Origin of the sequence: Citrobacter sp. Cf072, assembly GCF_030334485.1 — a bacterium.
GTDB classification, from domain to species: domain Bacteria; phylum Pseudomonadota; class Gammaproteobacteria; order Enterobacterales; family Enterobacteriaceae; genus Citrobacter; species Citrobacter freundii.
Window position 1 is genome coordinate 470,915 of record NZ_JAOWDX010000047.1, and the last position, 26,676, is coordinate 497,590.

Here is a 26,676-nt window from a genome sequence, read left to right on the forward strand (position 1 = left end):
GCTCTCCTGCTTAATCACACACCAGGGAAAATCAGTTCCAAAGCTTGTAGAGAATCTTCCCAGTCAGCCCGTTCAAAAATACCTTGCTGTAAGAATGCTTCCAGCTGCGGCCATAAGGCGATGGCTTTATCCAGCATCGGATCGCTGCCTTTGGCATACGCCCCCACGCTGACCAGATCGCGGTTACGCTGGAAACTGGACAGCAACTGTTTAAAGTTACGCACCCGTGCATAGTGTTTTTCACTAATGAGCGCGGTCATGGCACGGCTGATCGAGGCTTCAATATCGATGGCCGGATAGTGACCCGCCTCGGCCAGATGACGAGACAGCACAATGTGACCGTCCAGAATCGCGCGCGCGGAATCGGCAATCGGGTCCTGTTGGTCGTCACCCTCGGTCAGTACCGTATAAAACGCGGTAACTGAACCGCCTCCATGGATACCGTTACCGGCCCGTTCGACCAGCGCCGGTAACTTAGCGAATACTGAGGGTGGATAACCTTTGGTTGCCGGTGGCTCGCCGATCGCCAGGGCTATCTCACGTTGTGCCATCGCGTAGCGGGTGAGGGAGTCCATAATCAGCAATACATGCAGTCCGCGATCGCGAAAATCTTCGGCGATGCGCGTGGCGTAGGCCGCACCTTGCATACGTAACAGCGGCGAGACGTCCGCCGGAGCGGCAATCACTACCGAGCGTGCGCGACCGTCAGCGCCGAGAATATTTTCAATAAAATCTTTAACTTCGCGACCACGCTCGCCAATCAGACCCACGACGATAACATCGGCCTGGGTATAGCGCGCCATCATGCCGAGCAGGACGCTTTTACCGACGCCGGAACCTGCGAAAAGCCCCATACGCTGGCCGCGGCCAACGGTTAACAACGCGTTGATGGGGCGTACGCCGGTATCCAGGACGTGTTCAATTGCGGTCCGTTGCAGCGGGTTAAACGGCGGTGTAATCAGCGCGCCGGTTTCGGTGGTATCCGGGGCGGGCAGTCCGTCGAGCGGTTTGCCGCTACCGTCCAGCACACGACCCAGCAGAGCAGGGCCAAGCGGTAATTGCTTCCCGCTTTGCAGACCTTCTCCGGCAATGTTCTTCGCGTATACGCGTGCGCCGGGCAGAACGCCTTCGACTTCTTCGAGCGGCATCAGAAACAGACGTTGACCGTTAAAGCCCACGACTTCGCTTTCGACCTCCTGGGTTTCATTGCCGTCCTGACGTTCAATGACGCAGGTGGCACCGAGCGGCAGCTGTAACCCCGTGGCTTCCAGCACCAGCCCGGTTGCGCGGGTCAGGCGACCATAACGACGCACCGCAGGCAGCAGTGACATTTTCTCTTCGAAGTTGTCCAGCGTATTGAGCCAGCGAGTCAGGCGAGTGGTCATTACACGACCCCCGGCGCTGCCAGACGGCAGAGTTCTTGCCAGCGCGTGGCGACGCTGGCATCCAGATCGCCTTCATCAGCTGAGACTTTACAACCGCCGTGATGCAGCGTGGGATCGCCGCGTAGCCGCCAGCCGTGCAGGCTGAGAGTGGCACCGAGCATCTCCTCCACACGCTGGAGATCGTCCGGATGTACGCGCAGCTGCGGTTTACCGCTAAACAGCGGTTCCTGTTGCAATAACTGTTGGATTTGCTTAATCAGCGCCGCGTTATCCACGATTGGCGTCTGACCAATCACCTGACGCGCAGCTTCCAGCGCCATTTGCATCAGTCGCGAGGCAATGACGCTATCCAGCGCGTCCAGCGTATTCTGAAACTCACTCACCAGCTGCTGCATGCGGGCATGGATCGGCGCATGCTGTGCTCGCGCCTGGTTCTGGCCTTGCTCCAGCCCCTGGCTCAGACCTTCCTGATAGCCTTGTTCGTGACCTTTCTGTCGACCTTCCGCCAGCCCCGCGTTATACCCTTGCTCATGGGCCTGCATTTGCAGCTGTGCGAGCTGCTGTTCAAGCTGTTGCTCTGCGGAAAGCTGTGGCTCTTCAGCTTCTTCTGACAGCGGCGTTTCGCTGTGGTCGGCCAGTACGAACTCCGCCATCGGTGGGGCGAGGTCGTCCGGAGTCCAGACTTTCCACGGCAGTTCGTTAGACATAGGTATCCTCGCCGCTGCCTATCACCATCTCGCCGGTTTCCGCCAGACGACGCACAATAAGCAGAATGGCTTTCTGTTCGTTTTCCACTTGCGACAAACGCACCGGGCCGCGGTTGGCAAGGTCGTCGCGCAGAATATCGGCAGCACGTTGCGACATGTTGCGCAGGAACTTCTCGCGTAGCGGCTGTTCGGCACCTTTCAGGGCAATCAGCAGCGATTCGGAATCCACTTCCTGCAACAGGCGCTGGATACTGCGATCGTCGACGTCCACCAGGTTTTCGAACAGGAACATCTCGTCGATAATTTTCTGTGCCAGCTCGCCGTCGAATTCGCGTACGGCGGTAATAACCGCTTCTTCCTGCTGGGTTTTCATCAGGTTGATAATTTCTGCTGCCGTTCTCACGCCGCCCATTTTGCTGCGCTTGAGGTTCTGACCATCGAGCAGACCGTTCAGTACCTCGGTCAGTTCTGCCAGCGCGGCAGGCTGCACGCCGCCGAAGGTGGCGATACGCAGCATCACGTCGTGACGTAAACGCTCGTCGAACAGCGCCAGAATATCGGCGGCCTGGCCCCGTTTGAGGTGCACCAGAATGGTGGCGATAATCTGTGGATGCTCGTCGCGGATAAGGTCGGCGGCGCTTTGTGGCTCCATAAAGTTGAGCGTTTCAATGCCGCTGGTGGTATCGCGGGTTTCCAGAATATCTTCCAGCAGGCTGGAGGCGCGTTCCTCGCCCAGCGCTTTCACCAGCACGGAGCGCAGATATTCGTTGGCGTTGATATTCAGCGCGGCAAATTGTTCTGCTTCTTGCTCAAACTCGGCCAGCACTTCCGTCAACTGTTTGTTGGAGATCTGGCGTACGTTCGCCATCGCTGTACTGAGCGCCTGAACTTCGCGCGTGGAAAGGTGTTTAAATACCTCAGCCGCGCGATCTTCGCCAATGGTCATCAGCAGGATGACGCTTTTATCGGTACCGGTAAGGGCATTACTCATGATCGTTACTCATCCACTGGCGAATGACCAGCGCCACGACGCGCGGATCGTTATCTGACATTTCACGAATACGCTGGCTCATCACTTCTGCACCCAGACGTTGATTCGTACGACGCTGCTGGGTTTGTTCGTCTTTGCTGAGGCGAACTTCTACCGCTTCTTCGGTTTCCTGACGGATACGCGTTTGTTCCTGTACCGCTTTTGCTTCTTCGCTGCGGCGAACCAACTGCGGGCGAACAGCCTTACGCCACAGGATCCAGGCAACAAGCAGCACCAGCAACCAACGGCCTGCGGTCATCAACTGTTCAATAAAGACCTGCTGTTTCCAGAACGGCAGCTCACCTATGGAATCGTCGGTCGCCGTGAACGGAGAGTTCACCACGTTCAGGGTATCGCCACGTTTGTCGGAGAAGCCCATCGCTTCGCGGGTCAGGTCCTCAATCTGTTTCATCTGATCTGCGGTTAACGGCAGCGGTTTACCGTCCGGCAACGTTTTATAGTTGACCACCACTGCAACCGAGAGACGCTGCACATCGCCGACGTTCATTTTGGTGTGGCGAATGGTACGGTCGACTTCATAGTTGCTGGTTTCATTACGCTGCGTACTGCGTGGACCAGCATTATTGTTGTTATTTGCCGTTTGCGCGGTTTGCGCATTTTGCTGATTAGCCGGAGGGGTGGCGATTGGCGCGGTATTAGCCGGTGCTGGTTGATTAGACAATGCGCCCGGTACGCCGCCTGGCGCTCCGCTACCGATCTGCTCGCTGACGTTTAACTGGCGTGAACGCAGCACGGCCTGGGAATCATCACCGTTTGGACGGTACTGTTCTTCGGTTTGCTCTTTATTAGCAAAATCCAGTTGCGCGGTGACCTGCGCATGTACGTTACCGTTGCCGACAATCGGCGACAGGATCGATTCGATACGACGTTGAACGCGCCCTTCGACATCGCTGGCGTATTTCAACTGCGCATCGTTAAGATCGCGGCTGCTGGTGTTCGACTGAGTTAACAGATGACCCGCCTGGTCGACCAGCGTAACGTTACCCGGCGGCAAGCCTGCAACAGCGCTGGAAACCAGATGCGTGACCGCACTGATTTGACCTTCATCCAGTGCGCGGCCAGGTTCAAGGTTAACGGTCACGGAGGCTGAAGGTGCTTTTTGCTCACGCACAAACAGCGACGGTTTTGGCATTGCCAGATGCACGCGGGCGCGTTTTACCGGTCCCAGCGTTTCAATGGTACTGGCTAATTCACCTTCCAGCGCACGCTGGTAGTTGACCTGCTCGCTAAACTGGCTAATACCAAACTTTTCCTGGTCCAGCAGCTCAAAGCCAACGGCGCCGCCCTTCGGCAGACCTTGTTGTGCCAGACGTAATCGCAATTCGTGAACTTTATCGGCAGGAACTTCTATAGCACCGCTTCCCTCAGTAAAACGATAGGGAACGTTCATCTGCGTCAGTTGGGTGACAATCGCGCCACCATCCTGATCGGATAGGTTGCTGAACAGTGTGCGGTAGTCAGGTGTTTTGGCCCACAGGACCATAGCCACGATGATAGCGACGGCAGCGGCTCCCGCCACAATCAGAGGAATTCTGGGATTCGCGCGCAGGCGGTTTAACCACTCGAGAGGTTTAAGCTGGGTTGCAGTCGATGCTGTCGCACTCATCTCGCACCTCGTGGCTTATCGTGGACGGCGTTTTTTGCAAAGTGGAACAAGACTCACTCCCGGGTCAGCAAACTCGAAAAATTGACGGTCTCATTATTTGCGGTTTCGAATTTTTCTATGCGTTAAAAACCGTGGTTTTTTATCGTTATTTAACGCCTTTATCTTATTGACTAACTGGTAATCTCAGCTAAGTAAAAAATCATCCAGGGGATCAGAATGTCGGCAATACAGGGGATTGAAGGGGTCATCAGCCAGTTACAGGCCACGGCGATGTCAGCAAAAATGCAGGATATGCAGCCACAACCGACCGTGAGTTTTGCCGGTCAGCTGCATGCGGCGTTAGACCGAATCAGCGATGTGCAAACCGCGTCCCGTACGCAGGCTGAGAAATTTACCCTCGGTGAACCGGGTATTGCGTTAAATGATGTGATGACCGATATGCAAAAAGCGTCGGTCTCGATGCAGATGGGTATTCAGGTGCGTAACAAACTGGTGTCGGCCTACCAGGAAGTGATGTCGATGCAGGTGTAGGTTCACTAACCTAAATCTGCGGTTTAATATAAAAGTGCATGGATGCACATCACATCGGTCAAACTCCCGGCATTTTATCTCAGTGAAGTTTCCTGTATGTACCGTAAGGTATGCCTGATGCTGAGCCGTCGTCATGAATCCCATCTTGCCGAATAAAAAGCCCTCAAATTTCAGTATGAGGGCTCGTAATAGCTAATTATTGTATTTCCCCAAAAAGACTATGGCGGTGTTATCTGAAATAAATAATGAGTAATACTGGTTAGAGGATACCGGTTTGATTCCTTTGCTTATCATATTAGCCAGTTTATTTTTGTTTTCTTGCACATCACTATAACCATGCTGTGTTTGTAATAATCCTTTGTTAATTAATTGGAAGGATGCTAAAAACTCAGTGGCTGGAAAAACGAAATGACCTACAAGCGGTTTGTTTTCTATTATCAGTTTTGCTCTTTCATTTGCATTTAACTGGCCTACAGTCCCAATCGAAACGATGTTCTTATGATTTGCAATATCCTGCGCAATCATGTTGAAAACAAAATCTTCATATTCTTGTTGTGCTTTCATTGTGTTGCCCAGTTGAGCGCTAAAGGCAAGTGAGGCAATAACAGGAATCAGTGCTGCATATTTGAGGCGAGGGGCAAAATGCATGATTGGTATAGCAATTATAACCATTATAACTGAAAAGGAAACTAAAGTACGTGGAAGTACAGGTGCATCCTGAAGCAATATGGTTGGCCCCATAAGAGACACAATAAATATTAAAAAGGAAATGGCCCCATATAGAATAAAAGACACGATATTTCCTATGCGTGCGCGATAGGAAATGAACATAAAAACACAGCATATTAATATCGGGATTGCGAAATAGATGTAAACCGGATGATAAAGATAAGAAAGGACTAACGCTTTTAAAGAAGCTAATGTTCCTATGAGGTAATCCAATCCTCCTTTATCCAAAGGTATTAGCTCTGCACGAGAGTTGTTTTTTGGAGAAAGGAAAAGTATATAGATAATGTAAAACGATAAAAAAAGAATTGTTTTCTTGAATAAAAAGATTACGAATTCTTTGACTTTTACGTGTTGTTTTATCGCTATAATTATTACGTCAATAGCAAGTAAACCAATAAAAACGTTTGCACATGGCTGATACAATGTTAAAGCTAATACTCCTGATATTAGTTTTGTCGCAATCTCTAGTGCCAAATTTTTATTTGAATATGTATACGCAATTACTGCAAGGAAAAAAGCGATAGACATTCCCAAACTATCGTATCGATAAGAGATATTTTGCAGAATGAATGGATTGAATATTAAAAGTGCGGCAACCATTTTTGCATTTGCAACATCTGATCTGATCAAATGTTTACTGAGCGCAAGTGAAGATGCACCTAAAAATACACAGGACGCGAGCATCGTGTACGGAAATAAGTCAAGATTGTAATGACCACTTGCAGAAAAAAATCTTGCTAAAATATCTGCAAAAGGACGGCCTAAGCCACGCCAACCATAATACCCACTTATGGATCTATCTAAGTCGTCCCTATAGTATATTCCAGCTTGTATTAAAGGATAGATGAATAATAGAGCCAGTCCTGAGTAAATTAAGAGTAATTTCTTGTCGAGTTTAGAGAACATTTTTATTTCCATCTTGTTTTTTAACTATATAGCGTGGACGTTGCTTGCTTTCGATGTATATTCTGCCTATGTACTCTCCTAACACACCTATTCCAATTAGCTGAACACCACCAAGGAAGAGAATAGAAACAATAATAGATGGATATCCCGCCACCGGGTTTCCCCAAAATATTTTATCGGCAATCATCCACGCTCCGTACAAGAAGGATAAAGCAGCGACAAAAAAACCAATGTAAGTCCAAATCCGGAGTGGAAACGTCGAAAAACTGGTAATGCCCTCTAGTGCGAGATTCCACAATTTCCAACCGTTAAATTTTGAGTTGCCCGCAATACGCCCGGCTCGTGTGTATTCGACGACATCAGTACGACCACCAACCCAGCTCAGAATGCCTTTCATAAATAGGTTACGTTCTGGCATGAGTTTTATGTTCTCTACTACATGGCGGGACAGGAGTCTAAAGTCGCCAACGTTCTCTTCTATTTTGGGGTCACTGATTTTATTGTGTAATTTATAAAACCATTCAGCGGTTTTACGCTTTAGTTTCCCATCTGTAGAGCGGTCAGAACGCTTTGCCAGTACAATATCTGCACCTGACTGCCATTTCTCTATCATGGCCGGAATAACGTCAATGGGATCTTGTAGGTCAACATCAATCGGAATGACGGCTTCACCAGTGGCATAGTCAAGCCCCGCGCATATGGCTGGCTCTTTTCCAAAATTACGGGTAAATGAAACAGGAACCACGAGCTTATCAGATATCGCAAGCGCGTTGATCATTGATTCTGTTGCGTCTTTGCTTCCGTCATTGATGAATACGATTTCTACATCATGCTTTTTGAGTTCTTCAAATTCGCGAACATTTTTATAGAAAATTAGTATCGCGTCCTCTTCGTTAAAGACCGGAACGACCAAAGATATTTTCATTTCGCATCCCTAAAGACAATGAACTTAGAATAAATGAAACCGCATACCAAACTGATGGCTGAGAATAAGATTAAAGTGATGATAGGTGCCATACCTGACTTATCAGCACACAATCCTACAGCAGCGCTGAGTGTGCCCATGAAGCCAACATAGAGCATGTAGCGCATGGTTGTAGTCGATGACTTGAAAGTGAATCTTGCGTTTGCAAAGAAGCTGAACGATACCGCCACGAGGAAACCAGAAAAATTACCGAGAGCTTGTCCGGTGTGCAGTCCGTATATGCATATAGCAAAGACAATCCAGTGAATCATCGTGTTGATGACCCCTATTGATGTGTACTTTGCGAATAGTTTAAACATTATAAAAATCAGCGAATTCTTAGAGTCCGACAGTTTACCATCTGAGAATGGAACGATCGACCTGTGATGTTAAGTAGAGGAAACAAAGGCGGGAGCGCAAAGTCATGCACCTGATGTCGAGGCATGTTTAGTCACTGAACATTCTCCCGCCGCGCCAGGCAACGGGAGAATCGCATTACTTCTGAATCAAATAGCGGATCGTTGGGCCATCCTGCTGAATATCCAGCACCGTATAGCCGTGATTACGCGCATCCAGTGGAATATTGTTGATTGACTGCGGGCAATCGCTCACCACTTCCAGAATTTCACCTTTCTTCAATTGCGGCATCGCTTCCAGCGTGGCGACAGCCGGGTATGGACACGGTTCGCCGACCATATCGAGGCGATAATCAGGCACGATATTTTTCATACAGACTCCTTGGCAGGCGTCAGTCCTGCGCGACGGAAGAAGCGTTTTTCCCAGCCGATAATGAGCATCAGCGCGGCAAACAACAGCAGATAGGTTACCAGCAGACCACCGAGCGGACCGAAGGTGTTGAGCAGATTCACTTTGTCCCAGTTGGTGGCAAGCGCGGGAGCAAAATCATCCCAGTAGTAGGCCAGAATGGTCGAGCCAATAACGTTGCCCAGACCAACCCACCAGTAATGCACCTGGCCTTCAACGGCGCGGTACATCCAGCCGGTTTCACATCCGCCCGCTAAAACGATGCCAAAGCCGAACAGCAAGCCGCCGATCACCGCATTTGGACCCGCCCACATGATTTTAGGCTCGACGCCCAGTTGCACGTAGCTAAAGATACCGATGGCGCTGACTGCCATCCCGAAGATGATCGCTTTTGCCATATGGGTGCGACCGGAAATCCACAGGTCGCGGAAGGCGGAGGTGAAGCAGATTTGCGCCCGTTCGATCAGCAGACCGAACCCAACGCCAAATAGCATCGCCAGACCGAGCTTGGGTTTATCCATCGCGGTGAGCAGCGCCCAGCCGATCATGCCGATAAACACCAGCATGCCAAGGCGGAAACGGCGACGGGCCTGATCCGGCTTTTGCGTCAACGGCGAAGCGGCGGAGACTTTCTGCATTTTGACCGGAATACGAAACATCGGCAGCAGGGTAAAGCGTGCGCCAAACCATGAGCCGATTGCCGTTGCCAGCGCGAAAAACCAGGCATGTAGCGAGAACTGTGGAATGCCGGTGAAGAATGCGGCCAGGTTGCAGCCCATCGCGAGCCGGGCGCCGAATCCGGCGATCATCCCGCCGACTATCGCCTGCATAATGCGCACCCGACTGCGCGGCATGCGTAACTTGACGTTGTTAGCCCACAGTGCGGCAGCAAAACAGCCACCGAACATACCGAGGATCATCATGCCGTCAATGCGGGTCAGGGGCGAGCCTTCGAGATGAATCAGCTTGTAGTATCCCCACTCTTCGGCGTGCACGCCAAACAGTTGCAGGATTTGCCCACCCCAACGGGTGAATTCACCGGTAACGGCCCAGAAGGTTCCCGTAATGCCGAAATAATAAGTGGAGAGAATACCCGCTGCGATGACCGCAGGGGCGGGGGCCCAAAATTTAATTAACCAGGCCTGTTTGAAGTGTTGCCATGACATGCGTTGCGCCTCTGAACTCAGAAGGTATGTAACAAGAAGTGTGGATACTACACCGTTCATAATTTTTGACTATGAGTAATAAGAGGTAATACCGTCTGGATCAATCTTTCTCAACGCTGCCGAAAGGCTGGCGACATCAGGCCTTTAATGCCACAATCCCATTTTCTTCGCATGCAGGATGAATGATGAAAAAATTAGCAATCGTTGGTGTATTTCTGGCGCTTACCGGATGCGCCGAAGTAGAAAATTATAACGACGTGGTGAAAACGCCAGCGCCAGCCGGTCTGGAAGGATACTGGCAGTCAAAAGGTCCGCAACGCAGTCTGGTAAGCCCGGAAGCGATTGCCAGCCTGGTGATAACGAAAGAGGGCGATACGCTGGATTGTCGCCAGTGGCAGCGGGTGATCGCGCTGCCGGGGAAACTGACGATGCTCTCTGGCGATCTCACCAACGTGACGGTGAAACGCGAGCTGTATGAGATCGAACGCGAAGGCAATACGCTGGAATATGACGGTATGACGCTGCAACGGGTCGATCGCCCGACGCAGGAATGTGCTGATGCGTTAAAGAAAACGCCGCTGGCCACACCGCTGCCATAAACCGTATGCCCCGGTAGCCCATGGCCACCGGGGTTGAGTTTTATATCACTTCTTCAATGACCCACACGCTGACGCTCCCGCCGTTACAATAAAACGTTGCTTCGCCGTTTTCATCGGTGACTACGCTTTCCTCGCGATTTCCCAGATAGTCACGCCAGGTTTTATTGCCGTAATTCGCGCCGAGATTGATGGTCTTTTCCCCGTCATCGCCGTTAGACAGAACAACCACACAGCCGGGATCGTCGTCCGTTCCGCTGCGGCTAAAAGCGATACAGTTAGGATGATCGAAAAAGAGTGTCTGTACCCCGTGTGCGAAGCGCTGGCGCGCGAGGATCAGTTCATCAAGCTGTTCAATGATCGGCATGTCGATAGGATAGGTTTCGCCATCGCCGCCGGTGTCTTCGTAATGCGCTCCGTAGAGGTCAGGGTAAAACACCGACGGTACGCCATTTTCACGCAGCAAGATCAGCGCATAGGCCAGCGGCTTAAACCACGGCTCGACAGGGGCTTCGAGTGCCTGTAAAGGTTGGGTGTCGTGATTGGCCACCAGCGTGACGGCATGAAACGGATCGGCTTCTACCAGGGTGTCGGTGAAAATCTGGCTCATGTCATAATCGCGGCCCTGACGGGACGCTTCGTGAAACTTCATCTGTAGGGGGGCGTCGAACAGCATGGTTTTCCCCTCTACCTGGTTGATGTAGGTTTGTAGCTTATCGACTTCGTGGGACCAGTATTCCGCGACGATAAACAGCGGTTTTGGCGCGACTTCCTGCACGTGCTCAATCCACTCTTTATAAAACCAGGCCGGAATGTGCTTGACGGCATCCAGGCGAAAGCCGTCGCAATGGGTTTGATCCATCACCCAGCGCGCCCAGTATTTGATTTCCTCGGTGACGGCGTGATTACGAAAATCGATATTTTCTCCCATCAGATAATCAAAATTACCCAACTCATCATCAACCTGATCGTTCCAGCCTTCGCCGGTGTAATCGTTAACGATTTTGAAAATGCCGTCTTCGGTGGGATTCTCTATATGGTCAATGCCGCTGAAGCATTTGAAATCCCAAATGAATTGCGAGTACTGGCCTGCGCGGGCAGGGAAGGTGTAGCGCGTCCAGCCTTCGCATTCGATAATCTCATCGTCTATTTGCGTGCGATCCTCGGCGTTAACCCGTTGGACGCGGATCTTTTCTTTCTCATCCGCGCCCATTTTGTGGTTAACCACCACGTCCAGCAGTACGGCAATATCATTGTGTTTCAGCGCGTCAATCGCCGCCAGCAGCTGGTTTTTATCGCCGTATTTGGTGGCGACGGTTCCCTTTTGGTCGAATTCGCCCAGATCAAACAGATCGTAGGAGTCGTAGCCAACGGAATAGCCGCCGGACGCGCCTTTATAGGCGGGAGGCAGCCATACCATATTGATGCCGATATCATTGAGTCCGCCTGCGCGTTCGGCAAGTTCGGGCCAGAGTTGACCGCCATCAGGGTAATACCAGTGGAAGTACTGCAATAACGTGGGATTTTTCATCTTCCGTGCTCCAGAAGTCGTTTGGCCGACCTCTGGAGTATGGAAGATAATTCAGACGAGACGGGAAATTATTGTGGGGCAGTGGGGGCGTCGGGGACTAACAGCATGCCGGAAAGACGGCCATAGGCGTTATTCAACGTCTTTTGGCGCGTCGACTGACCGATAAGATTGCTGAGTTCATCGAGGCGTTGCTGCAATAATGTTTTGAGCAGTTGCTCGTTATCCAGCGTCTGTTTAATGTACCCGGCGACTAAGTCCTGAATACTTCGCGTAATGCCCGGTGGAGTTTGCTCTTCCATGACCACTTCAATACTTTGCAGATAGGTAACTTCCTGTTCCAGTAAAAGGTCCCATTCACCGCGCTGCGCCAGTTCCAGCAACGAGTGACTGAGTAGCGCGATGCGCTGCCAACGGTTGATAAACTCCACGGCTGAGGTCATTAACGAGACTCCTGGGACGACGCGTTCGGTGAGATCTGTTTCCAGGCATCCGCAATGTTGCCGAGTAACCCTTCGACTTCTTCAATGGCTTGACAATCATTATTCAGATTAGCGTGCAGTAAACGGCGAACCATATAGTCATACAATGAAGAGAGATTGGTGGCGAGTTCTCCCCCTTTTTCGTGGTCCAGGCCGGCTTTCAGGCCATTATCAATAATATTGATGGCTTTACTTAACGCTTCACCTTTGGCGACGATATCACCCTGCTGCATAAACAGGCGAGCGCGCACCAGGGCGCTGTTCGCGCCATCAAACAACATTTCGATCAACTGATGTGGGTTGGCGCTCATTACGGCGCTTTCCACACTGATCTGTGCATAGGCTTTGGTACCGCTCGCGGTGTACATGCTTACCTCGTGTTATCAGGAATTACTCATCGCAGCAAATTGTTGACCCAAATACGTACTGGTGCTGTTCAGCTTACTCATCATGGAATCCAGTTGGGTAAACTGGGCTTTATAACGTGCCACGACTTCATCAATACTGTTGCTTACGGTCAGATACTGCTTAGTCAGCAGTTTCAGGTTGGCGTTAATATTGTCTTGCGCATTATCGATAATGCCGTCATCGGCCAGATAGCTTTTTACTTCGGTGGCAATCTTAGTGGTAATACCGGTCTCTTTGCCGTCGCCAACCAACAGTTCGCGAGTGGCAGCGGTATTATCTTTCAGAGCTTTAGCCAGCTTTTCTTCATCGATTTTTAGCTTGCCGGTACCACCGTCCTGCGTAATGCCGATCTCAGACATGGTTTTAAACGGGGATTCGCTGCCGCTGTTAGCAAATGGCGCGCGAATGCCGTTTTGAATGGTACGGAGAACGCTATCACCCAGTAACGCGCCGTTGTCTGCGCTGGCCGCTTCACCCGGTTCTACTTCTTTATATTTAGTCAGCGTGCCAAAGGTATCCACCAGCGAGTTATAGGCTTCTACCCAGGCCTTAATTGCCGTTGTGGCCTTTTCATCACTTTTTGTTACAGTGATCGACGCATCTTTTACTTCTTTGGTTAGTTGGAGCGTGATGCCCTGCGGTGCGTCAGTTACGGTATTGCTTTGACGTTCAATATCAATGCCGTTGACGGTCAATTGCGCATTTTGCGCCCCGACCAGTTGCTTCATTTTCCCACTGCCCGCTTTGCTGTCATAGGACAGTAAATCGCTCAGTTTCGAATCATTTGATACTGAGATGGTCATTTCGCTTTCAGTGCCGCTTTCTGCGGTTAACACCAATTGGTAGTCGCCTTCTTTAACCTTCACCAGGCTGGCGGAAATACCGCTGTCCGCGTCGTTAATGGCATCACGAATATCCTCCAGAGAGGTTTCACCTTTGCCTAATTTGATTTCCAGTGGTTCTTTACGGCCTGGCTGCGAAATCGTAATCGTACGTTCATCGACGCTGGTATCGCCTAACTGTTCTTTAGTCGAGGTAATTTTTGCCGTAGTCGATAATGACTGTGCTTGCGCCAGTTGAGTGACGCTGACGGTGTATTTCCCTGGAGCAGCGCCTGCGGTGGTACTGACTTTTAAATCTTCTGTGCTGCTGGTGGCTGTGGTGCTTTTAAACAGATCGGCACTGTTTAGTGCGGTGTTCGCCGTCTGAAATTTTTCTAATGCACTTTTCAGCGTGCCATACGCGGTCAGACGCGAGGTGTTAGCGCTCTGCTGCTGGGTAATCGGCGTTAAACGCTTTTTCTCAGCAGTGGTTAAGTTTGTCAGCAATGTATCCAGCGGTAAGTTCGAACCAACGCCCAGTGATGTAAATGAAGGCATGCCTAATTCCTTGTGATTGCAAACAGTAGTTAACCGCTTTATCGGCAATCTGCGCGCAAAGTTTAATAATAGTTTTGCAAAAATAATGCGCGGAATAGTGGTGCATATAGAGGGTATTTCAGCGGCTAAGAAAAAAAACGACGGAAAGTAAAAATTTTCTAAAGTTCGAAATTAAGGTGCCGATACAAGGGTTACGGTGAGAAACCGTGGGCAACAGCCCAATAACATCAAGTTGTAATTGATAAGGAAAAGATCATGGCACAAGTCATCAATACAAACAGCCTGTCGCTGTTGACCCAGAATAACCTGAACAAATCTCAGTCTTCTCTGAGCTCCGCTATCGAGCGTCTGTCCTCTGGTCTGCGTATCAACAGCGCGAAAGATGATGCTGCTGGTCAGGCGATTGCTAACCGCTTCACCTCTAACATCAAAGGTCTGACTCAGGCGTCCCGTAACGCCAACGATGGTATCTCCATCGCGCAGACCACTGAAGGTTCTCTGTCTGAAATCAACAACAACCTGCAGCGTGTTCGTGAGCTGGCGGTTCAGTCTTCTACTGGTACTAACTCCCAGTCTGACCTCGACTCCATCCAGGCTGAAATCACTCAGCGTCTGAACGAAATCGACCGCGTATCCGGTCAGACCCAGTTCAACGGCGTGAAAGTGCTGGCGAAAGACAACACCCTGACCATCCAGGTCGGTGCCAACGATGGCGAAACCATCGATATCAATCTGAAAGAAATCAACTCCAAAACGCTGGGTCTGGATAGCCTGAGCGTGCAGGATGCTTACACCACTAAAGCAACTGCTGTTGGTACTGCTGCAACCTATAAAGATGGTACAGATACCTTTGCTGCGATTACTGGTGCCGATATTGACACGGCTACTGGTGGTACCGGTGCAACGGGTACAGCAACTGTCCAGTTTAATGAAAAAGATGGCAGTTATTACGTTAACGTAACCGGTTCATCTGCTGGTAACGGGATGTATAAAGCTACTGTTGCTGGTACTGCCGTTACTATTGGCGCTAAAGAAAATACAGTAACCCTGGCTGATACTAAAACAGTGACTAAGAACCAGGTTGTGGACGTCGCTGCCACTAAACCAGACACTACTGCAGCAGCAACAGCTTTAGTTGGTGCTGGCGTTGCAGGTGCTACCGCGGGTAACACCACGCTGGTTAAAATGTCTTTTGAAGACAAAAACGGCAAAGCAATTGATGGCGGTTATGCACTGGAAAACAACGGCAAATACTACGCTGCTGATTACGATGCTAAAACCGGTACTATCACCGCTAAAACAGTTGATTATACGGATGCTGCTGGTGTTTCTCAGAAGGCAGCGGTGCAGTTTGGTGGTGTGAACGGCAAAACTGAAGTGGCAACTGTTGCTGGTAAACAGTACCTGGCCTCCAGCGTTAAAGGTCACGACTTCAAATCAGGTGCAGCTCTGAACGAAGTGGCTACCACCAAAACTGATAGCCCGCTGGCTAAAATCGACGCGGCACTGGCGAAAGTTGCTGACCTGCGTTCCGACCTGGGTGCGGTACAGAACCGTTTCAACTCTACCATTACCAACCTGGGTAACACCGTAAACAACCTGTCTGAAGCCCGTAGCCGTATCGAAGATGCTGACTACGCGACCGAAGTGTCCAACATGTCTCGTGCAAACATTCTGCAACAGGCAGGTACTTCTGTACTGGCACAGGCTAACCAGACCACGCAGAACGTTCTGTCTCTGCTGCGTTAATTTACGCTTACTGCGCAAACCCCGCTCCGGCGGGGTTTTTTACATTTAGCTTTACCCGTAACCCCCAAATAACCCCCCATTTCACCCACTATTCACCCAATTAAAACCCCTGCAGAAACGGATAATCATGCCGATAACTCATTTAACGCAGGGCTGTTTATCGTGAATTCACTGTATACCGCTGAAGGTGTAATGGATAAACACTCGCTGTGGCAGCGTTATGTACCGTTGGTGCGTCACGAAGCATTGCGCCTTCAGGTGCGTTTGCCGGCGAGCGTAGAACTGGATGACCTGCTACAAGCGGGCGGCATCGGGTTATTGAATGCCGTTGACCGATATGACGCTTTGCAAGGAACGGCATTTACCACTTACGCAGTGCAGCGTATTCGTGGGGCAATGCTGGACGAACTACGTAGCCGGGATTGGGTGCCGCGTAGCGTTCGGCGCAATGCTCGCGAAGTGGCACAGGCGATGGGACAACTGGAGCAGGAATTAGGGCGCAACGCGACGGAAACCGAAGTGGCGGCGCGTCTGGCTATTCCTGTGCAAGAGTATCGTCAGATGTTGCTCGATACCAATAACAGCCAACTCTTCTCTTATGACGAGTGGCGGGAAGAGCATGGCGATAGTATTGAGCTGGTGACGGAAGAACATCAGCAGGAAAACCCGTTACAACAGCTTCTTGAGGGTAACCTCCGCCAGCGCGTGATGGACGCGATCGAGGCGTTGCCGGAGCGCGAAAAGCTGGTGTTAACGCTGTACTACCAGGAAGAGCTGAATCTGAAAGAGATTGGCGCAGTACTGGAAGTCGGGGAATCACGGGTCAGCCAGTTGCACAGTCAGGCCATCAAACGTCTACGCACCAAGCTGGGTAAGCTATAGGGGTACATTATTACCCCTGAACAATGCCGCATTACGAATTGACTACCAGGAGTTCTCATGACGGTGCAGCAATCAAAAAGACGGCCTCTAAGCCGCTACCTCAAAGATTTCAAACACAGCCAGACGCATTGCGCCCATTGCTTTAAGTTGCTCGACAGGATCACGCTGGTTCGTCGCGGGCAAATTGTGAATAAAATCGCCATCGCCCGCCTGGACACTTTGTTGGATGAAGCCGAGTGGGAGCAGGAGAAAAAAGAGTGGGTGGCACTGTGTCGTTTTTGCGGTGATTTGCATTGCAAAGAGCAGAGCGACTTTTTCGATATTATCGGTTTTAAACAGTTTTTATTTGAGCAGACAGAAATGAGTCACGGTACGGTACGTGAATACGTTGTCCGTCTGCGTCGCCTCGGGAATCACCTGACCGAACAAAATATCTCTCACGATCTGCTACAGGAAGGGTTCCTCGACGAAAACCTTGCCCCGTGGCTGCCGGAAACCAGCACCAACAATTACCGCATCGCCTTACGTAAGTATGAGCAGTTTAAAGCCCATACGCATATAGGGCATATGCAGAAATCCTCCTGGACAGCCAGTTCTGATATATATTAAAAACGAATAAGGTGTAACAGAGTCGTGTTTGTGGATCACAGCAAACGTTTTACACTGTAGTCATAAATGATAGTCACTAATGACAATATTCGGGGTAACTATGAAATTAGCACTTCTGGGACGTCAGGCTCTGATGGGTGTAATGGCTGTTGCACTTGTCGCCGGAATGAGCGTAAAGACTTATGCAGATGAAGGTCTGTTAAATAAAGTTAAAGAGCGCGGCACGCTGCTGGTGGGCCTGGAAGGGACCTATCCCCCGTTTAGTTTTCAGGGCGATGACGGCAAGCTGACCGGTTTCGAAGTGGAATTCGCTGAGGAACTGGCCAAGCACCTTGGGGTGAAAGCTAACCTGAAGCCGACCAAGTGGGACGGTATGCTGGCCTCTCTTGATTCCAAGCGCATTGATGTGGTCATCAACCAGGTGACCATCTCTGACGAACGTAAGAAAAAATACGATTTCTCTACCCCGTATACGGTTTCTGGTATTCAGGCGCTGGTGAAAAAAGGCAATGAAGGCGTTATTAAGACCGCTGCCGATCTGAAAGGTAAAAAAGTCGGCGTTGGTCTGGGCACCAACTATGAAGAGTGGCTGCGCCAGAACGTGCAGGGCGTGGATATTCGTACCTATGATGATGACCCGACCAAATACCAGGATCTGCGTGTAGGCCGTATCGACGCCATTCTGGTTGACCGTCTGGCTGCGCTGGATCTGGTCAAGAAAACCAAGGATACGCTGGCTGTGACCGGTGAAGCGTTCTCCCGCCAGGAGTCCGGCGTGGCGCTGCGTAAAGGCAATGAAGATCTGCTGAAAGCGGTTGATGCGGCCATTGCTGAAATGCAAAAAGACGGTACGCTGAAAGCCCTGTCTGAAAAATGGTTTGGAGCGGATGTGACGAAATAATCGTCATCCGCTGAAAAAAAGGCGCCTTTAACAGCGCCTTTTTTTATTTCATTGCGCCTGAGCGTGCATAATAAAAAGAACATCACAACAACGAATACCGGAGGCTGTATGCCGCTGCATAACTTAACGCGCTTTCCACGTCTGGAATTTATTGGCGCGCCAACGCCGCTCGAATATCTTCCACGTTTATCCGACCACCTCGGGCGCGATATTTTCATCAAACGCGATGACGTCACGCCGATGGCCATGGGCGGCAATAAGCTGCGTAAGCTGGAGTTTCTGGCCGCAGACGCGCTGCGTGAAGGCGCAGATACGCTGATAACCGCGGGTGCCATCCAGTCTAACCATGTTCGCCAGACGGCGGCGGTAGCGGCTAAGCTTGGCCTGCACTGCGTGGCGCTGTTGGAAAATCCGATTGGCACCACGGCGGAAAACTATCTCACCAATGGCAACCGTCTGCTGTTGGATCTGTTTAATACGCAGATCGAAATGTGTGACGCGCTGACCGATCCGAATGCGCAGTTGCAGGAGCTGGCGACGCGCATTGAAGCGCAAGGGTTCCGCCCGTATGTGATCCCGGTTGGGGGCTCTAATGCTCTGGGGGCGATGGGTTATGTGGAAAGCGCGCTGGAAATTACCCAGCAGTGTGAAGGGGCCGTTTCGCTCTCTTCCGTGGTGGTCGCATCGGGCAGTGCGGGAACGCATGCCGGACTGGCCGTGGGCCTGGAACAACTGATGCCAGACGTCGAGCTTATCGGCGTGACCGTTTCGCGCAGCGTCGCCGATCAAAAAACCAAAGTTGTCACGTTGCAGCAGGATATTGCCCGTGAACTGGAACTGACGGCCTCAGCGGATATCCTGTTATGGGATGATTATTATGCGCCGGGCTACGGTACGCCAAACGAAGAGGGCATGGAGGCGGTAAAACTGCTGGCGCGCCTCGAAGGCATTTTGTTGGATCCGGTGTATACCGGTAAGGCGATGGCGGGTTTGATTGACGGCATCAGCCAGAAGCGCTTCAAAGATGAAGGGCCAATCCTCTTTATTCATACCGGTGGGGCGCCTGCACTGTTTGCCTACCATCCTCACGTGTAACAACCAGGTCGAAAAACGCTAATGCATGAAAGTATCCAACTGGTAATTGATTCCCTGCCGTATCTGCTCAAAGGCGCGGTTTTTACGCTGCAACTGAGTATCGGCGGGATGTTTTTTGGCCTCGTGCTGGGGTTTATCCTGGCGTTGATGCGTCTGTCGCCGCTGCTGCCTGTGCGCTGGCTGGCGCGTTTTTATATCTCTATCTTTCGCGGAACGCCGTTGATTGCCCAGCTGTTTATGATTTATTACGGTCTGCCGCAGTTTGGAATTGAGCTTGATCCCATCCCGGCGGCGATGATTGGCTTGTCGCTTAATACAGCCGCCTACGCTGCGGAAACCCTGCGTGCGGCAATCTCTTCCATCGACAAAGGACAGTGGGAGGCGGGTGCCAGTATTGGTATGACGCGCTGGCAGACCATGCGTCGGGCAATCCTGCCGCAGGCTGCGCGCGTTGCGTTGCCGCCGCTGAGCAACAGCTTTATCAGTCTGGTGAAAGATACCTCTTTGGCCGCCACTATTCAGGTACCGGAACTGTTCCGTCAGGCGCAGCTGATTACCTCGCGTACGTTGGAAGTCTTTACGATGTATCTGGCGGCCTCGTTGATTTACTGGGTGATGGCGACGGTGCTTTCTGCGCTGCAAAACTATTTTGAAGAACAACTGAACCGCCAGGAGAGAGAGCCGAAATGAGTGCTATCGAAGTCAGAAACCTGGTCAAAAAATTTCATGGGCAAACGGTGCTGCATGGGATCGATCTTGACGTCAAACCTGGTGAAGTAGTAGCGATTATCGGGCCGAGCGGATCGGGCAAAACCACGCTGCTGCGTAGCATTAATTTGCTGGAGCAACCGGAGGCGGGCACCATTAAAGTGGGTGAGATTACCATTGATACCGCGCGTTCGTTGACCCAGCAGAAAGGGCTGATTCGTCAGTTACGCCAGCACGTCGGTTTTGTGTTCCAGAACTTTAATTTGTTTCCCCATCGGACAGTGCTGGAAAACATTATTGAAGGGCCGGTGATAGTCAAAGGTGAACCAAAAGCTGAAGCGACAGCTCGTGCGCGTGAATTGCTGGCGAAAGTCGGGCTGGCAGGTAAAGAAACCAGCTATCCGCGGCGTTTATCGGGTGGACAGCAGCAGCGCGTAGCGATTGCCCGAGCGCTGGCGATGCGACCTGAGGTTATTCTTTTTGATGAACCGACCTCCGCGCTTGATCCTGAACTGGTTGGCGAGGTACTTAATACCATCCGCCAACTGGCGCAGGAAAAACGCACCATGGTAATTGTGACGCATGAAATGAGCTTTGCTCGCGATGTCGCCGATAGAGCGATATTTATGGATCAAGGACGGATAGTCGAGCAGGGACCAGCAAAGTCCTTATTCACGCATCCGCAGCAGCCACGTACCCGTCAGTTTCTTGAAAAGTTTTTGATGCAATAAATAGTGAATATGGCACTCGCCGGGATTGTTTCTGGCGAGTGCTCTTCGCATAACTATTTATAACTATTGCTTTATTATTAACATTTGATTCTGTTACTTCCTTCCGCTGTTGAGTAATACTCAAGTAATTGTTCATTTGTCCGATAATTTGCATATATAAAATACATTTATGTGTTAGCTTGTTTCATATGTTTGGATGATTATCAATCTCAGGGGCATTACCACTTAGTATGCAGGATCTTGATTTCTTCACCTGGCGACGGAGCATGCTGTTACGCTTTCAGGAAATGGCGACGGCAGAGGATGTCTATACGGAATTACAACAACAGACGCAGCACTTAGAGTTTGATTTCTACGCGCTCTGTGTTCGTCATCCGGTACCTTTTACCCGACCTAAAACGTCACTTCATACGACCTATCCCAAAGCATGGGTGGCGCATTATCAGTCCGAAAATTATTTTGCTATTGATCCGGTGCTGAAACCTGAAAACTTCAGCCAGGGGCATTTACCCTGGAACGATACACTTTTTCGCGATGCGCAACCTTTGTGGGACGCCGCGCGCAATCACGGTTTACGCAAAGGGATGACGCAATGCTTAATGTTGCCTAACCGGGCGTTGGGCTTTTTATCTGTATCGCGTGCAAGTATCCGTAACAGTCGTCTTGCGAGCGATGAAGTGGAGCTCAGGATGCAGCTTCTGGTACGGGAAAGTCTGTCTGTACTGACGCGGCTGGAAGATGACATGGTTATGGCGCCAGAGATGCGTTTTAGCAAGCGGGAAAAGGAAATATTGAAATGGACGGCAGAAGGGAAGACCTCTTCAGAGATAGCCATCATTCTGTCGATTTCTGAAAATACCGTGAACTTCCACCAGAAGAATATGCAAAAGAAATTCAATGCGCCAAACAAAACGCAGATAGCCTGTTATGCCGCGGCAACCGGGCTTATCTGAGTAAATTATCGTTCTGAGTGTCAGACGCAAAACCGGCTGAGAGCATTGCTATCAGCCGGTTTCTTATTACTGGCGGTAAGCTTGTTTAATTTGCTTAACCGTGTTGGAAAATACCGCAGCCTGTGATTGATCTTCAATCAGCGCGAGCTGTTTTTCCATTTTAAGAATCACGCGGCCTGCATCGGCTTGACCCATTGCCTGCAGCATCAGCGTTAACATGGCTTTCAGGCAGGTGACTTCATTGGCCAGTTCCTGGTTATTCTCAGCAGTGGAAAAGTCAGGCGTACTCATTTATTTTCCTCGTTATGTTTCAATGAAAAAGTGCGATGTCAAATCTTAAGGCGGCGGAGTATACCATAAGCGAGGCTAAAAATATCTGTGGTTGTTTTTTGCGCGGACCAATGTTGTGGACATTAAAATAAACAACATGTTGCAGTGCATATATTTTCTCCACATGTTGTTTATTTCGAGTATTTTCCTCGTTAATTATTGTTACAACTTTGACTGCCTGGTTTGCATTCAGCGAAGGAATATGATCTTTTTGTCACCATTATGAAACAGCTACACAGATATAACCGTGGCAAAAGGTTACCAGTACTGAAAGTTTCCACTCGTCGTACAATCTAATTTCCAAAAACGAGAGCAAAATCGAAAGTCGGGCGTTTTTTACATTTCAAAGTTGAGATAAAACCCGTTAACATAGGACCGATTAACTATCGGTAGCGTTATCCCTATTCTGGAGATATTCCTTTGATCAACGTTTTTCTTGTTGATGACCACGAACTGGTGCGCGCAGGGATACGACGCATTCTGGAAGATATAAAAGGCATAAAAGTTGTCGGCGAAGCGTGCTGCGGTGAAGATGCGGTAAAATGGTGCCGCTCAAATTCCGTTGATGTTGTGCTGATGGATATGAATATGCCCGGTATTGGCGGTCTGGAAGCAACCCGCAAAATTGCGCGTTCCACGGCAGACATTAAAGTGATCATGTTGACGGTACACACCGAAAACCCATTACCTGCAAAAGTTATGCAGGCAGGGGCCGCAGGGTATCTCAGCAAAGGCGCTGCCCCCCAGGAAGTAGTGAGTGCGATTCGTTCGGTTTTTTCCGGGCAACGGTACATTGCCTCCGATATCGCTCAGCAAATGGCGCTCAGCCAGATTGAGCCTGAGAAAACGGAAACCCCGTTTGCCAGTTTGTCTGAACGCGAGTTGCAGATTATGCTGATGATCACCAAAGGTCAGAAGGTTAATGAGATCTCAGAGCAACTGAATCTTAGTCCTAAAACGGTGAACAGCTATCGCTATCGAATGTTCAGTAAATTAAACATTCATGGCGATGTAGAGCTGACTCACCTGGCAATTCGCCATGGCCTGTGTAATGCGGAGACATTAGCAAGCCAGTGACAGATCAGTTTGATGCCAAAGCGTTCCTGAAAACCGTGACCAGCCAGCCCGGCGTCTATCGTATGTATGATACCGCCGGAACGGTTATCTATGTCGGGAAAGCGAAAGACCTGAAAAAAAGGCTTTCCAGCTACTTCCGTAGTAATCTTGCGTCACGCAAGACCGAAGCGCTGGTCGCGCAAATCCAGCAGATTGATGTCACGGTAACGCATACTGAAACCGAAGCGTTATTGCTTGAGCACAACTACATCAAGCTATATCAGCCGCGTTATAACGTATTGCTGCGTGATGATAAATCCTACCCCTTTATATTCCTTAGCGGCGATACCCACCCGCGTCTGGCGATGCATCGTGGGGCAAAGCATGCCAAAGGCGAGTACTTTGGACCGTTCCCTAACGGTTATGCGGTGCGTGAAACGTTGGCGCTGTTGCAGAAAATATTCCCTATCCGCCAGTGCGAAAACAGCGTTTATCGCAACCGTTCTCGACCTTGTCTGCAATATCAGATTGGCCGCTGTCTCGGCCCGTGTGTCGCGGGTCTGGTGAGCGAGGAAGAGTATGCTCAGCAAGTCGAGTATGTTCGTCTGTTCCTGTCCGGAAAAGACGATCAGGTATTAACACAGCTGATCACCCGCATGGAAAAGGCCAGCCAAAATCTCGAATTTGAAGAGGCTGCGCGAATTCGTGACCAAATCCAGGCCGTACGCCGCGTGACCGAAAAACAGTTTGTCTCTAACACCGGAGACGATCTGGACGTCATTGGCGTGGCGTTTGACGCCGGCATGGCCTGTGTGCACGTTCTGTTTATTCGCCAGGGTAAAGTGCTGGGCAGCCGCAGCTATTTCCCTAAAGTACCCGGTGGTACGGAACTCGGCGAGGTCGTCGAAACCTTTGTCGGGCAGTTTTATCTGCAGGGGAGCCAGATGCGTACCTTACCCGGGGAGATCCTGCTCGATTTCAATCTTAGCGATAAAACCCTGCTGGCAGACTCTCTGTCTGAACTGGCCGGACGGAAGATTAACGTGCAGACGAAACCGCGAGGGGATCGCGCGCGTTATCTGAAGCTGGCGCGGACCAACGCGGCAGTGGCGCTCACCACGAAACTTTCTCAGCAGTCGACGATTACGCAACGTCTGACGGCGCTGGCCTCCGTATTGAAGTTACCTGCGGTGAAGCGTATGGAGTGCTTCGACATTAGCCATACGATGGGGGAGCAGACGGTAGCCTCCTGCGTGGTTTTTGATGCCAATGGCCCGCTGCGTGCAGAATATCGGCGTTACAATATTACCGGCATTACGCCGGGTGATGATTATGCGGCGATGAATCAGGTTTTACGTCGGCGTTATGGTAAGGCGATTGAAGAAAGTAAGATTCCGGACGTCATATTGATCGACGGCGGTAAAGGTCAGTTAGGGCAGGCGAAAGCCGTTTTTGCTGAACTGGACGTTCCCTGGGACAAACAGCACCCACTCTTGCTGGGGGTGGCAAAAGGGGCCGATCGTAAAGCCGGTCTGGAAACACTGTTCTTTGAGCCGGAAGGTGAGGGCTTTAGTCTGCCGCCGGATTCGCCTGCATTACACGTTATCCAGCATATCCGCGATGAATCTCACGATCATGCGATTAGCGGGCATCGTAAAAAGCGGGCGAAAGTGAAAAGTACCAGCACGCTTGAGACCATCGAAGGTGTCGGGCCGAAGCGTCGCCAGATGTTGTTGAAATATATGGGAGGTTTGCAAGGTCTTCGTAATGCAAGTATCGAAGAAATTGCAAAAGTGCCGGGTATTTCGCAAGCTCTGGCAGAAAAGATCTTCTACTCGTTGAAACATTAGGCCCTCTGTAGCAACATAGGGGTAATTTCACTGACAACAGATAGTTATCCGTCATATGCAATTTAATATCCCTACGTTGCTCACGCTGTTTCGCGTCATCCTGATCCCATTCTTTGTATTGGCTTTTTACCTGCCATTCACCTGGGCTCCCTTTGTTTGTGCGCTGATCTTCTGTATCGCAGCGGTCACAGACTGGTTTGACGGTTTTCTGGCTCGCCGCTGGAACCAAAGCACGCGTTTTGGCGCCTTCCTCGATCCGGTCGCTGATAAAGTGCTGGTAGCTATTGCGATGGTACTGGTGACAGAGCATTACCACAGCTGGTGGGTGACGCTCCCCGCTGCAACAATGATTGCGCGTGAAATCATCATCTCTGCACTACGTGAATGGATGGCCGAACTGGGTAAACGCAGCAGCGTAGCCGTATCCTGGATTGGTAAAGTGAAAACCACTTCACAAATGGCTGCACTGGCCTGGCTGCTGTGGCGTCCAAATATCTGGGTTGAGTATGCTGGGATCGCACTTTTCTTCGTCGCCGCGATACTGACTTTGTGGTCAATGTTCCAGTATTTGAGCGCTGCACGTGGAGATTTGCTTGATCAGTGATCGTTTCGACGCAAATTTCAGCAAACGATCGTTAGTGGTGAAAAATATCGTTGACTCATTGCGTCAGGTAAGTAGAATGCAACGCATCGAACGGCAGCACTGATTGCCAGACGATAACAAAATCAAGTGATTAACAAAGTTACTTGGTGATGCGGGAATAGCTCAGTTGGTAGAGCACGACCTTGCCAAGGTCGGGGTCGCGAGTTCGAGTCTCGTTTCCCGCTCCAAATTAGAGACATCGGCAATAGCGGATGTCGGCTGAAAAGCCAGAAGATTTCGGCGCGTTAGCAAAGCGGTTATGTAGCGGATTGCAAATCCGTCTAGTCCGGTTCGACTCCGGAACGCGCCTCCAATTTCTTCCCGAGCCCGGATGGTGGAATCGGTAGACACAAGGGATTTAAAATCCCTCGGCGTTCGCGCTGTGTGGGTTCAAGTCCCACTCCGGGTACCATGGGAAAGAACAGAATAATCAAAGCAATAAGCAGTGTCGTGAAACCACCTACGGGTGGTTTTTTTGTGCCTGTTTTTTACAAGCATAGAACTCACTATTGCACATCAATCTATCGCCGAATCGGCGCGTTAAACAAAAAGCCCCCTCGGGCAGGGTTGTTGATAAAACCATCGCGGGCGGGATTATAGTTGTGGTCCTGGAAACCATTCATCAGGATGGGATCGCCAAAGCCATCCTGTATCGCCAGGTGTCTGTGGATTCGGTTTCGTGCCCTGAACGTGAAAACGAAATCATCTGTCCCGCCAATGATGATCACGCCATTACCGGCTTGAAGTGCCGCGCTTAACTCTTGCTCTCTGACGGCCTGGTTTTGTAACGTGCTGGATGTGGCAGAAGATGACGACAGCAGCAGTAATATGAGAACGGTGCATGAAAATACCGATGGCAGTTTCATGATTAATACCTATTAAAAGTATGGCTATTAAAGTATAGCTTTATGTTGTCATCTCAACTGAAAAGAAAACCAATAATTTAAACCTGCTGTCCATACTGAG

The 26,676-nt window shown here is 50.5% G+C and carries 29 protein-coding genes and 3 tRNA genes; 16 read left to right on the plus strand and 16 right to left on the minus strand.

Translation table 11 applies throughout. From position 1 onward, the window contains the following. Positions 1–14: 14 nt before the first annotated feature. The 4 genes from fliI to fliF are packed head-to-tail and all read right to left on the minus strand — an operon-like array spanning position 15 to position 4,749. The gene (fliI, locus tag OGX66_RS20965; protein ID WP_088902124.1) at positions 15–1,385 is read right to left on the minus strand and encodes a flagellar protein export ATPase FliI; all 1,371 of its coding nucleotides are present in this window, start codon (positions 1,383–1,385) and stop codon (positions 15–17) included. Then, the gene (fliH, locus tag OGX66_RS20970; protein ID WP_003030441.1) at positions 1,385–2,092 is read right to left on the minus strand and encodes a flagellar assembly protein FliH; all 708 of its coding nucleotides are present in this window, start codon (positions 2,090–2,092) and stop codon (positions 1,385–1,387) included. The genes fliI and fliH overlap by 1 nt, the downstream gene beginning before the upstream one ends. Then, positions 2,085–3,083, minus strand: coding sequence for a flagellar motor switch protein FliG (fliG, locus tag OGX66_RS20975; protein ID WP_003030443.1), 999 nt, complete (start codon positions 3,081–3,083; stop codon positions 2,085–2,087). The genes fliH and fliG overlap by 8 nt, the downstream gene beginning before the upstream one ends. Next, positions 3,076–4,749 (minus strand): flagellar basal-body MS-ring/collar protein FliF, encoded by a 1,674-nt coding sequence (gene fliF, locus OGX66_RS20980; protein ID WP_286512204.1) that lies wholly within the window; start codon positions 4,747–4,749, stop codon positions 3,076–3,078. The genes fliG and fliF overlap by 8 nt, the downstream gene beginning before the upstream one ends. 216 nt (positions 4,750–4,965) lie before the next feature. Here fliF and fliE point away from each other — a divergent pair, with 216 nt between their 5' ends. Continuing rightward, positions 4,966–5,280, plus strand: coding sequence for a flagellar hook-basal body complex protein FliE (gene fliE, locus OGX66_RS20985; RefSeq protein WP_003030448.1), 315 nt, complete (start codon positions 4,966–4,968; stop codon positions 5,278–5,280). 192 nt (positions 5,281–5,472) lie between these two features. Here the strand turns inward: fliE and OGX66_RS20990 are convergent, their stop codons facing one another. The 5 genes from OGX66_RS20990 to yedE form a co-directional block, all read right to left on the minus strand. Then, a complete protein-coding gene (locus OGX66_RS20990) occupies positions 5,473–6,915 on the minus strand; it encodes a glucosyltransferase domain-containing protein (protein WP_087878944.1) in 1,443 nt (480 codons plus the stop codon). Further along, complete coding sequence (locus OGX66_RS20995; RefSeq protein ID WP_088902125.1) at positions 6,905–7,840, minus strand: glycosyltransferase family 2 protein; 936 nt, start codon at positions 7,838–7,840, stop codon at positions 6,905–6,907. The genes OGX66_RS20990 and OGX66_RS20995 overlap by 11 nt, the downstream gene beginning before the upstream one ends. Further along, positions 7,837–8,199: a GtrA family protein gene (locus OGX66_RS21000; RefSeq protein WP_032949546.1), complete on the minus strand. Its 363-nt coding sequence runs from the start codon at positions 8,197–8,199 to the stop codon at positions 7,837–7,839. Before OGX66_RS21000 ends, OGX66_RS20995 begins: the two co-directional genes overlap by 4 nt. A 175-nt stretch (positions 8,200–8,374) precedes the next feature. After that, positions 8,375–8,608 carry a sulfurtransferase-like selenium metabolism protein YedF gene (gene yedF, locus OGX66_RS21005; RefSeq protein WP_000790504.1) on the minus strand — a complete coding sequence of 78 codons (234 nt, stop codon included), beginning with the start codon at positions 8,606–8,608 and terminating at the stop codon, positions 8,375–8,377. Beyond that, on the minus strand, positions 8,605–9,810 hold the full coding sequence (gene yedE, locus OGX66_RS21010; RefSeq protein WP_003839093.1) for a selenium metabolism membrane protein YedE/FdhT: 1,206 nt from the start codon (positions 9,808–9,810) through the stop codon (positions 8,605–8,607). The genes yedF and yedE overlap by 4 nt, the downstream gene beginning before the upstream one ends. A gap of 185 nt (positions 9,811–9,995) precedes the next feature. Here yedE and yedD point away from each other — a divergent pair, with 185 nt between their 5' ends. Further along, complete coding sequence (yedD, locus tag OGX66_RS21015) at positions 9,996–10,409, plus strand: lipoprotein YedD (RefSeq protein WP_003030454.1); 414 nt, start codon at positions 9,996–9,998, stop codon at positions 10,407–10,409. Between the two features lie 40 nt (positions 10,410–10,449). On the opposite strand, the gene amyA is transcribed toward yedD, so the two are convergent. From amyA to fliD, 4 genes are all read right to left on the minus strand, one after another. Next, positions 10,450–11,937, minus strand: coding sequence for an alpha-amylase (gene amyA, locus OGX66_RS21020; protein ID WP_003834042.1), 1,488 nt, complete (start codon positions 11,935–11,937; stop codon positions 10,450–10,452). 68 nt (positions 11,938–12,005) lie between these two features. Continuing rightward, positions 12,006–12,377, minus strand: coding sequence for a flagella biosynthesis regulatory protein FliT (fliT, locus tag OGX66_RS21025; RefSeq protein WP_003030458.1), 372 nt, complete (start codon positions 12,375–12,377; stop codon positions 12,006–12,008). Continuing rightward, positions 12,377–12,784 (minus strand): flagellar export chaperone FliS, encoded by a 408-nt coding sequence (gene fliS, locus OGX66_RS21030; RefSeq protein WP_003834041.1) that lies wholly within the window; start codon positions 12,782–12,784, stop codon positions 12,377–12,379. The genes fliT and fliS overlap by 1 nt, the downstream gene beginning before the upstream one ends. A 15-nt stretch (positions 12,785–12,799) precedes the next feature. Next, positions 12,800–14,203 carry a flagellar filament capping protein FliD gene (gene fliD / locus OGX66_RS21035; RefSeq protein ID WP_044711120.1) on the minus strand — a complete coding sequence of 468 codons (1,404 nt, stop codon included), beginning with the start codon at positions 14,201–14,203 and terminating at the stop codon, positions 12,800–12,802. Between the two features lie 255 nt (positions 14,204–14,458). Here fliD and OGX66_RS21040 point away from each other — a divergent pair, with 255 nt between their 5' ends. The 8 genes from OGX66_RS21040 to sdiA all read left to right on the plus strand — a co-directional run bounded on the left by OGX66_RS21040 (position 14,459) and on the right by sdiA (position 21,831). Next, on the plus strand, positions 14,459–15,952 hold the full coding sequence (locus OGX66_RS21040) for a FliC/FljB family flagellin (RefSeq protein WP_044711118.1): 1,494 nt from the start codon (positions 14,459–14,461) through the stop codon (positions 15,950–15,952). Between the two features lie 162 nt (positions 15,953–16,114). Further along, positions 16,115–16,834 (plus strand): RNA polymerase sigma factor FliA, encoded by a 720-nt coding sequence (locus OGX66_RS21045; protein ID WP_003030465.1) that lies wholly within the window; start codon positions 16,115–16,117, stop codon positions 16,832–16,834. Positions 16,835–16,891: 57 nt separating this feature from the next. Next, positions 16,892–17,443 carry a flagella biosynthesis regulatory protein FliZ gene (gene fliZ / locus OGX66_RS21050; protein WP_016150547.1) on the plus strand — a complete coding sequence of 184 codons (552 nt, stop codon included), beginning with the start codon at positions 16,892–16,894 and terminating at the stop codon, positions 17,441–17,443. 100 nt (positions 17,444–17,543) lie between these two features. Then, a complete protein-coding gene (gene tcyJ / locus OGX66_RS21055; protein ID WP_003030469.1) occupies positions 17,544–18,344 on the plus strand; it encodes a cystine ABC transporter substrate-binding protein in 801 nt (266 codons plus the stop codon). A gap of 108 nt (positions 18,345–18,452) precedes the next feature. Further along, complete coding sequence (gene dcyD / locus OGX66_RS21060; RefSeq protein ID WP_044711116.1) at positions 18,453–19,439, plus strand: D-cysteine desulfhydrase; 987 nt, start codon at positions 18,453–18,455, stop codon at positions 19,437–19,439. A 21-nt stretch (positions 19,440–19,460) separates the two neighbouring features. After that, positions 19,461–20,129 carry a cystine ABC transporter permease gene (gene tcyL, locus OGX66_RS21065; RefSeq protein WP_003030474.1) on the plus strand — a complete coding sequence of 223 codons (669 nt, stop codon included), beginning with the start codon at positions 19,461–19,463 and terminating at the stop codon, positions 20,127–20,129. Next, positions 20,126–20,878 carry an L-cystine ABC transporter ATP-binding protein TcyN gene (tcyN, locus tag OGX66_RS21070; protein ID WP_003030477.1) on the plus strand — a complete coding sequence of 251 codons (753 nt, stop codon included), beginning with the start codon at positions 20,126–20,128 and terminating at the stop codon, positions 20,876–20,878. The genes tcyL and tcyN overlap by 4 nt, the downstream gene beginning before the upstream one ends. A gap of 230 nt (positions 20,879–21,108) precedes the next feature. Then, positions 21,109–21,831 (plus strand): quorum-sensing transcriptional regulator SdiA, encoded by a 723-nt coding sequence (sdiA, locus tag OGX66_RS21075; protein WP_003030480.1) that lies wholly within the window; start codon positions 21,109–21,111, stop codon positions 21,829–21,831. Positions 21,832–21,897: 66 nt separating this feature from the next. On the opposite strand, the gene OGX66_RS21080 is transcribed toward sdiA, so the two are convergent. Next, a complete protein-coding gene (locus tag OGX66_RS21080) occupies positions 21,898–22,122 on the minus strand; it encodes a DUF2594 family protein (protein ID WP_003030482.1) in 225 nt (74 codons plus the stop codon). Positions 22,123–22,141: 19 nt separating this feature from the next. Next, positions 22,142–22,285 (minus strand): hypothetical protein, encoded by a 144-nt coding sequence (locus tag OGX66_RS24640; RefSeq protein ID WP_418219448.1) that lies wholly within the window; start codon positions 22,283–22,285, stop codon positions 22,142–22,144. Between the two features lie 296 nt (positions 22,286–22,581). Here OGX66_RS24640 and uvrY point away from each other — a divergent pair, with 296 nt between their 5' ends. The 6 genes from uvrY (at position 22,582) to OGX66_RS21110 (ending at position 26,122) form a co-directional block, all read left to right on the plus strand. Beyond that, on the plus strand, positions 22,582–23,238 hold the full coding sequence (gene uvrY, locus OGX66_RS21085) for a UvrY/SirA/GacA family response regulator transcription factor (protein WP_003030486.1): 657 nt from the start codon (positions 22,582–22,584) through the stop codon (positions 23,236–23,238). Beyond that, positions 23,235–25,067 (plus strand): excinuclease ABC subunit UvrC, encoded by a 1,833-nt coding sequence (uvrC, locus tag OGX66_RS21090; RefSeq protein WP_003030488.1) that lies wholly within the window; start codon positions 23,235–23,237, stop codon positions 25,065–25,067. Before uvrY ends, uvrC begins: the two co-directional genes overlap by 4 nt. A 55-nt stretch (positions 25,068–25,122) precedes the next feature. Further along, positions 25,123–25,671: a CDP-diacylglycerol--glycerol-3-phosphate 3-phosphatidyltransferase gene (gene pgsA / locus OGX66_RS21095; protein ID WP_003030490.1), complete on the plus strand. Its 549-nt coding sequence runs from the start codon at positions 25,123–25,125 to the stop codon at positions 25,669–25,671. Positions 25,672–25,822: 151 nt separating this feature from the next. Then, positions 25,823–25,898, plus strand: a tRNA-Gly gene (locus OGX66_RS21100). Between the two features lie 51 nt (positions 25,899–25,949). Next, a tRNA-Cys gene (locus OGX66_RS21105) sits at positions 25,950–26,023 on the plus strand. A 12-nt stretch (positions 26,024–26,035) separates the two neighbouring features. Further along, positions 26,036–26,122: transfer RNA gene (locus tag OGX66_RS21110), tRNA-Leu, on the plus strand. A gap of 109 nt (positions 26,123–26,231) precedes the next feature. Here OGX66_RS21110 and OGX66_RS21115 read toward each other — a convergent pair. Next, the gene (locus OGX66_RS21115) at positions 26,232–26,576 is read right to left on the minus strand and encodes a hypothetical protein (RefSeq protein ID WP_088902142.1); all 345 of its coding nucleotides are present in this window, start codon (positions 26,574–26,576) and stop codon (positions 26,232–26,234) included. Between the last annotated feature and the right edge of the window lie 100 nt (positions 26,577–26,676).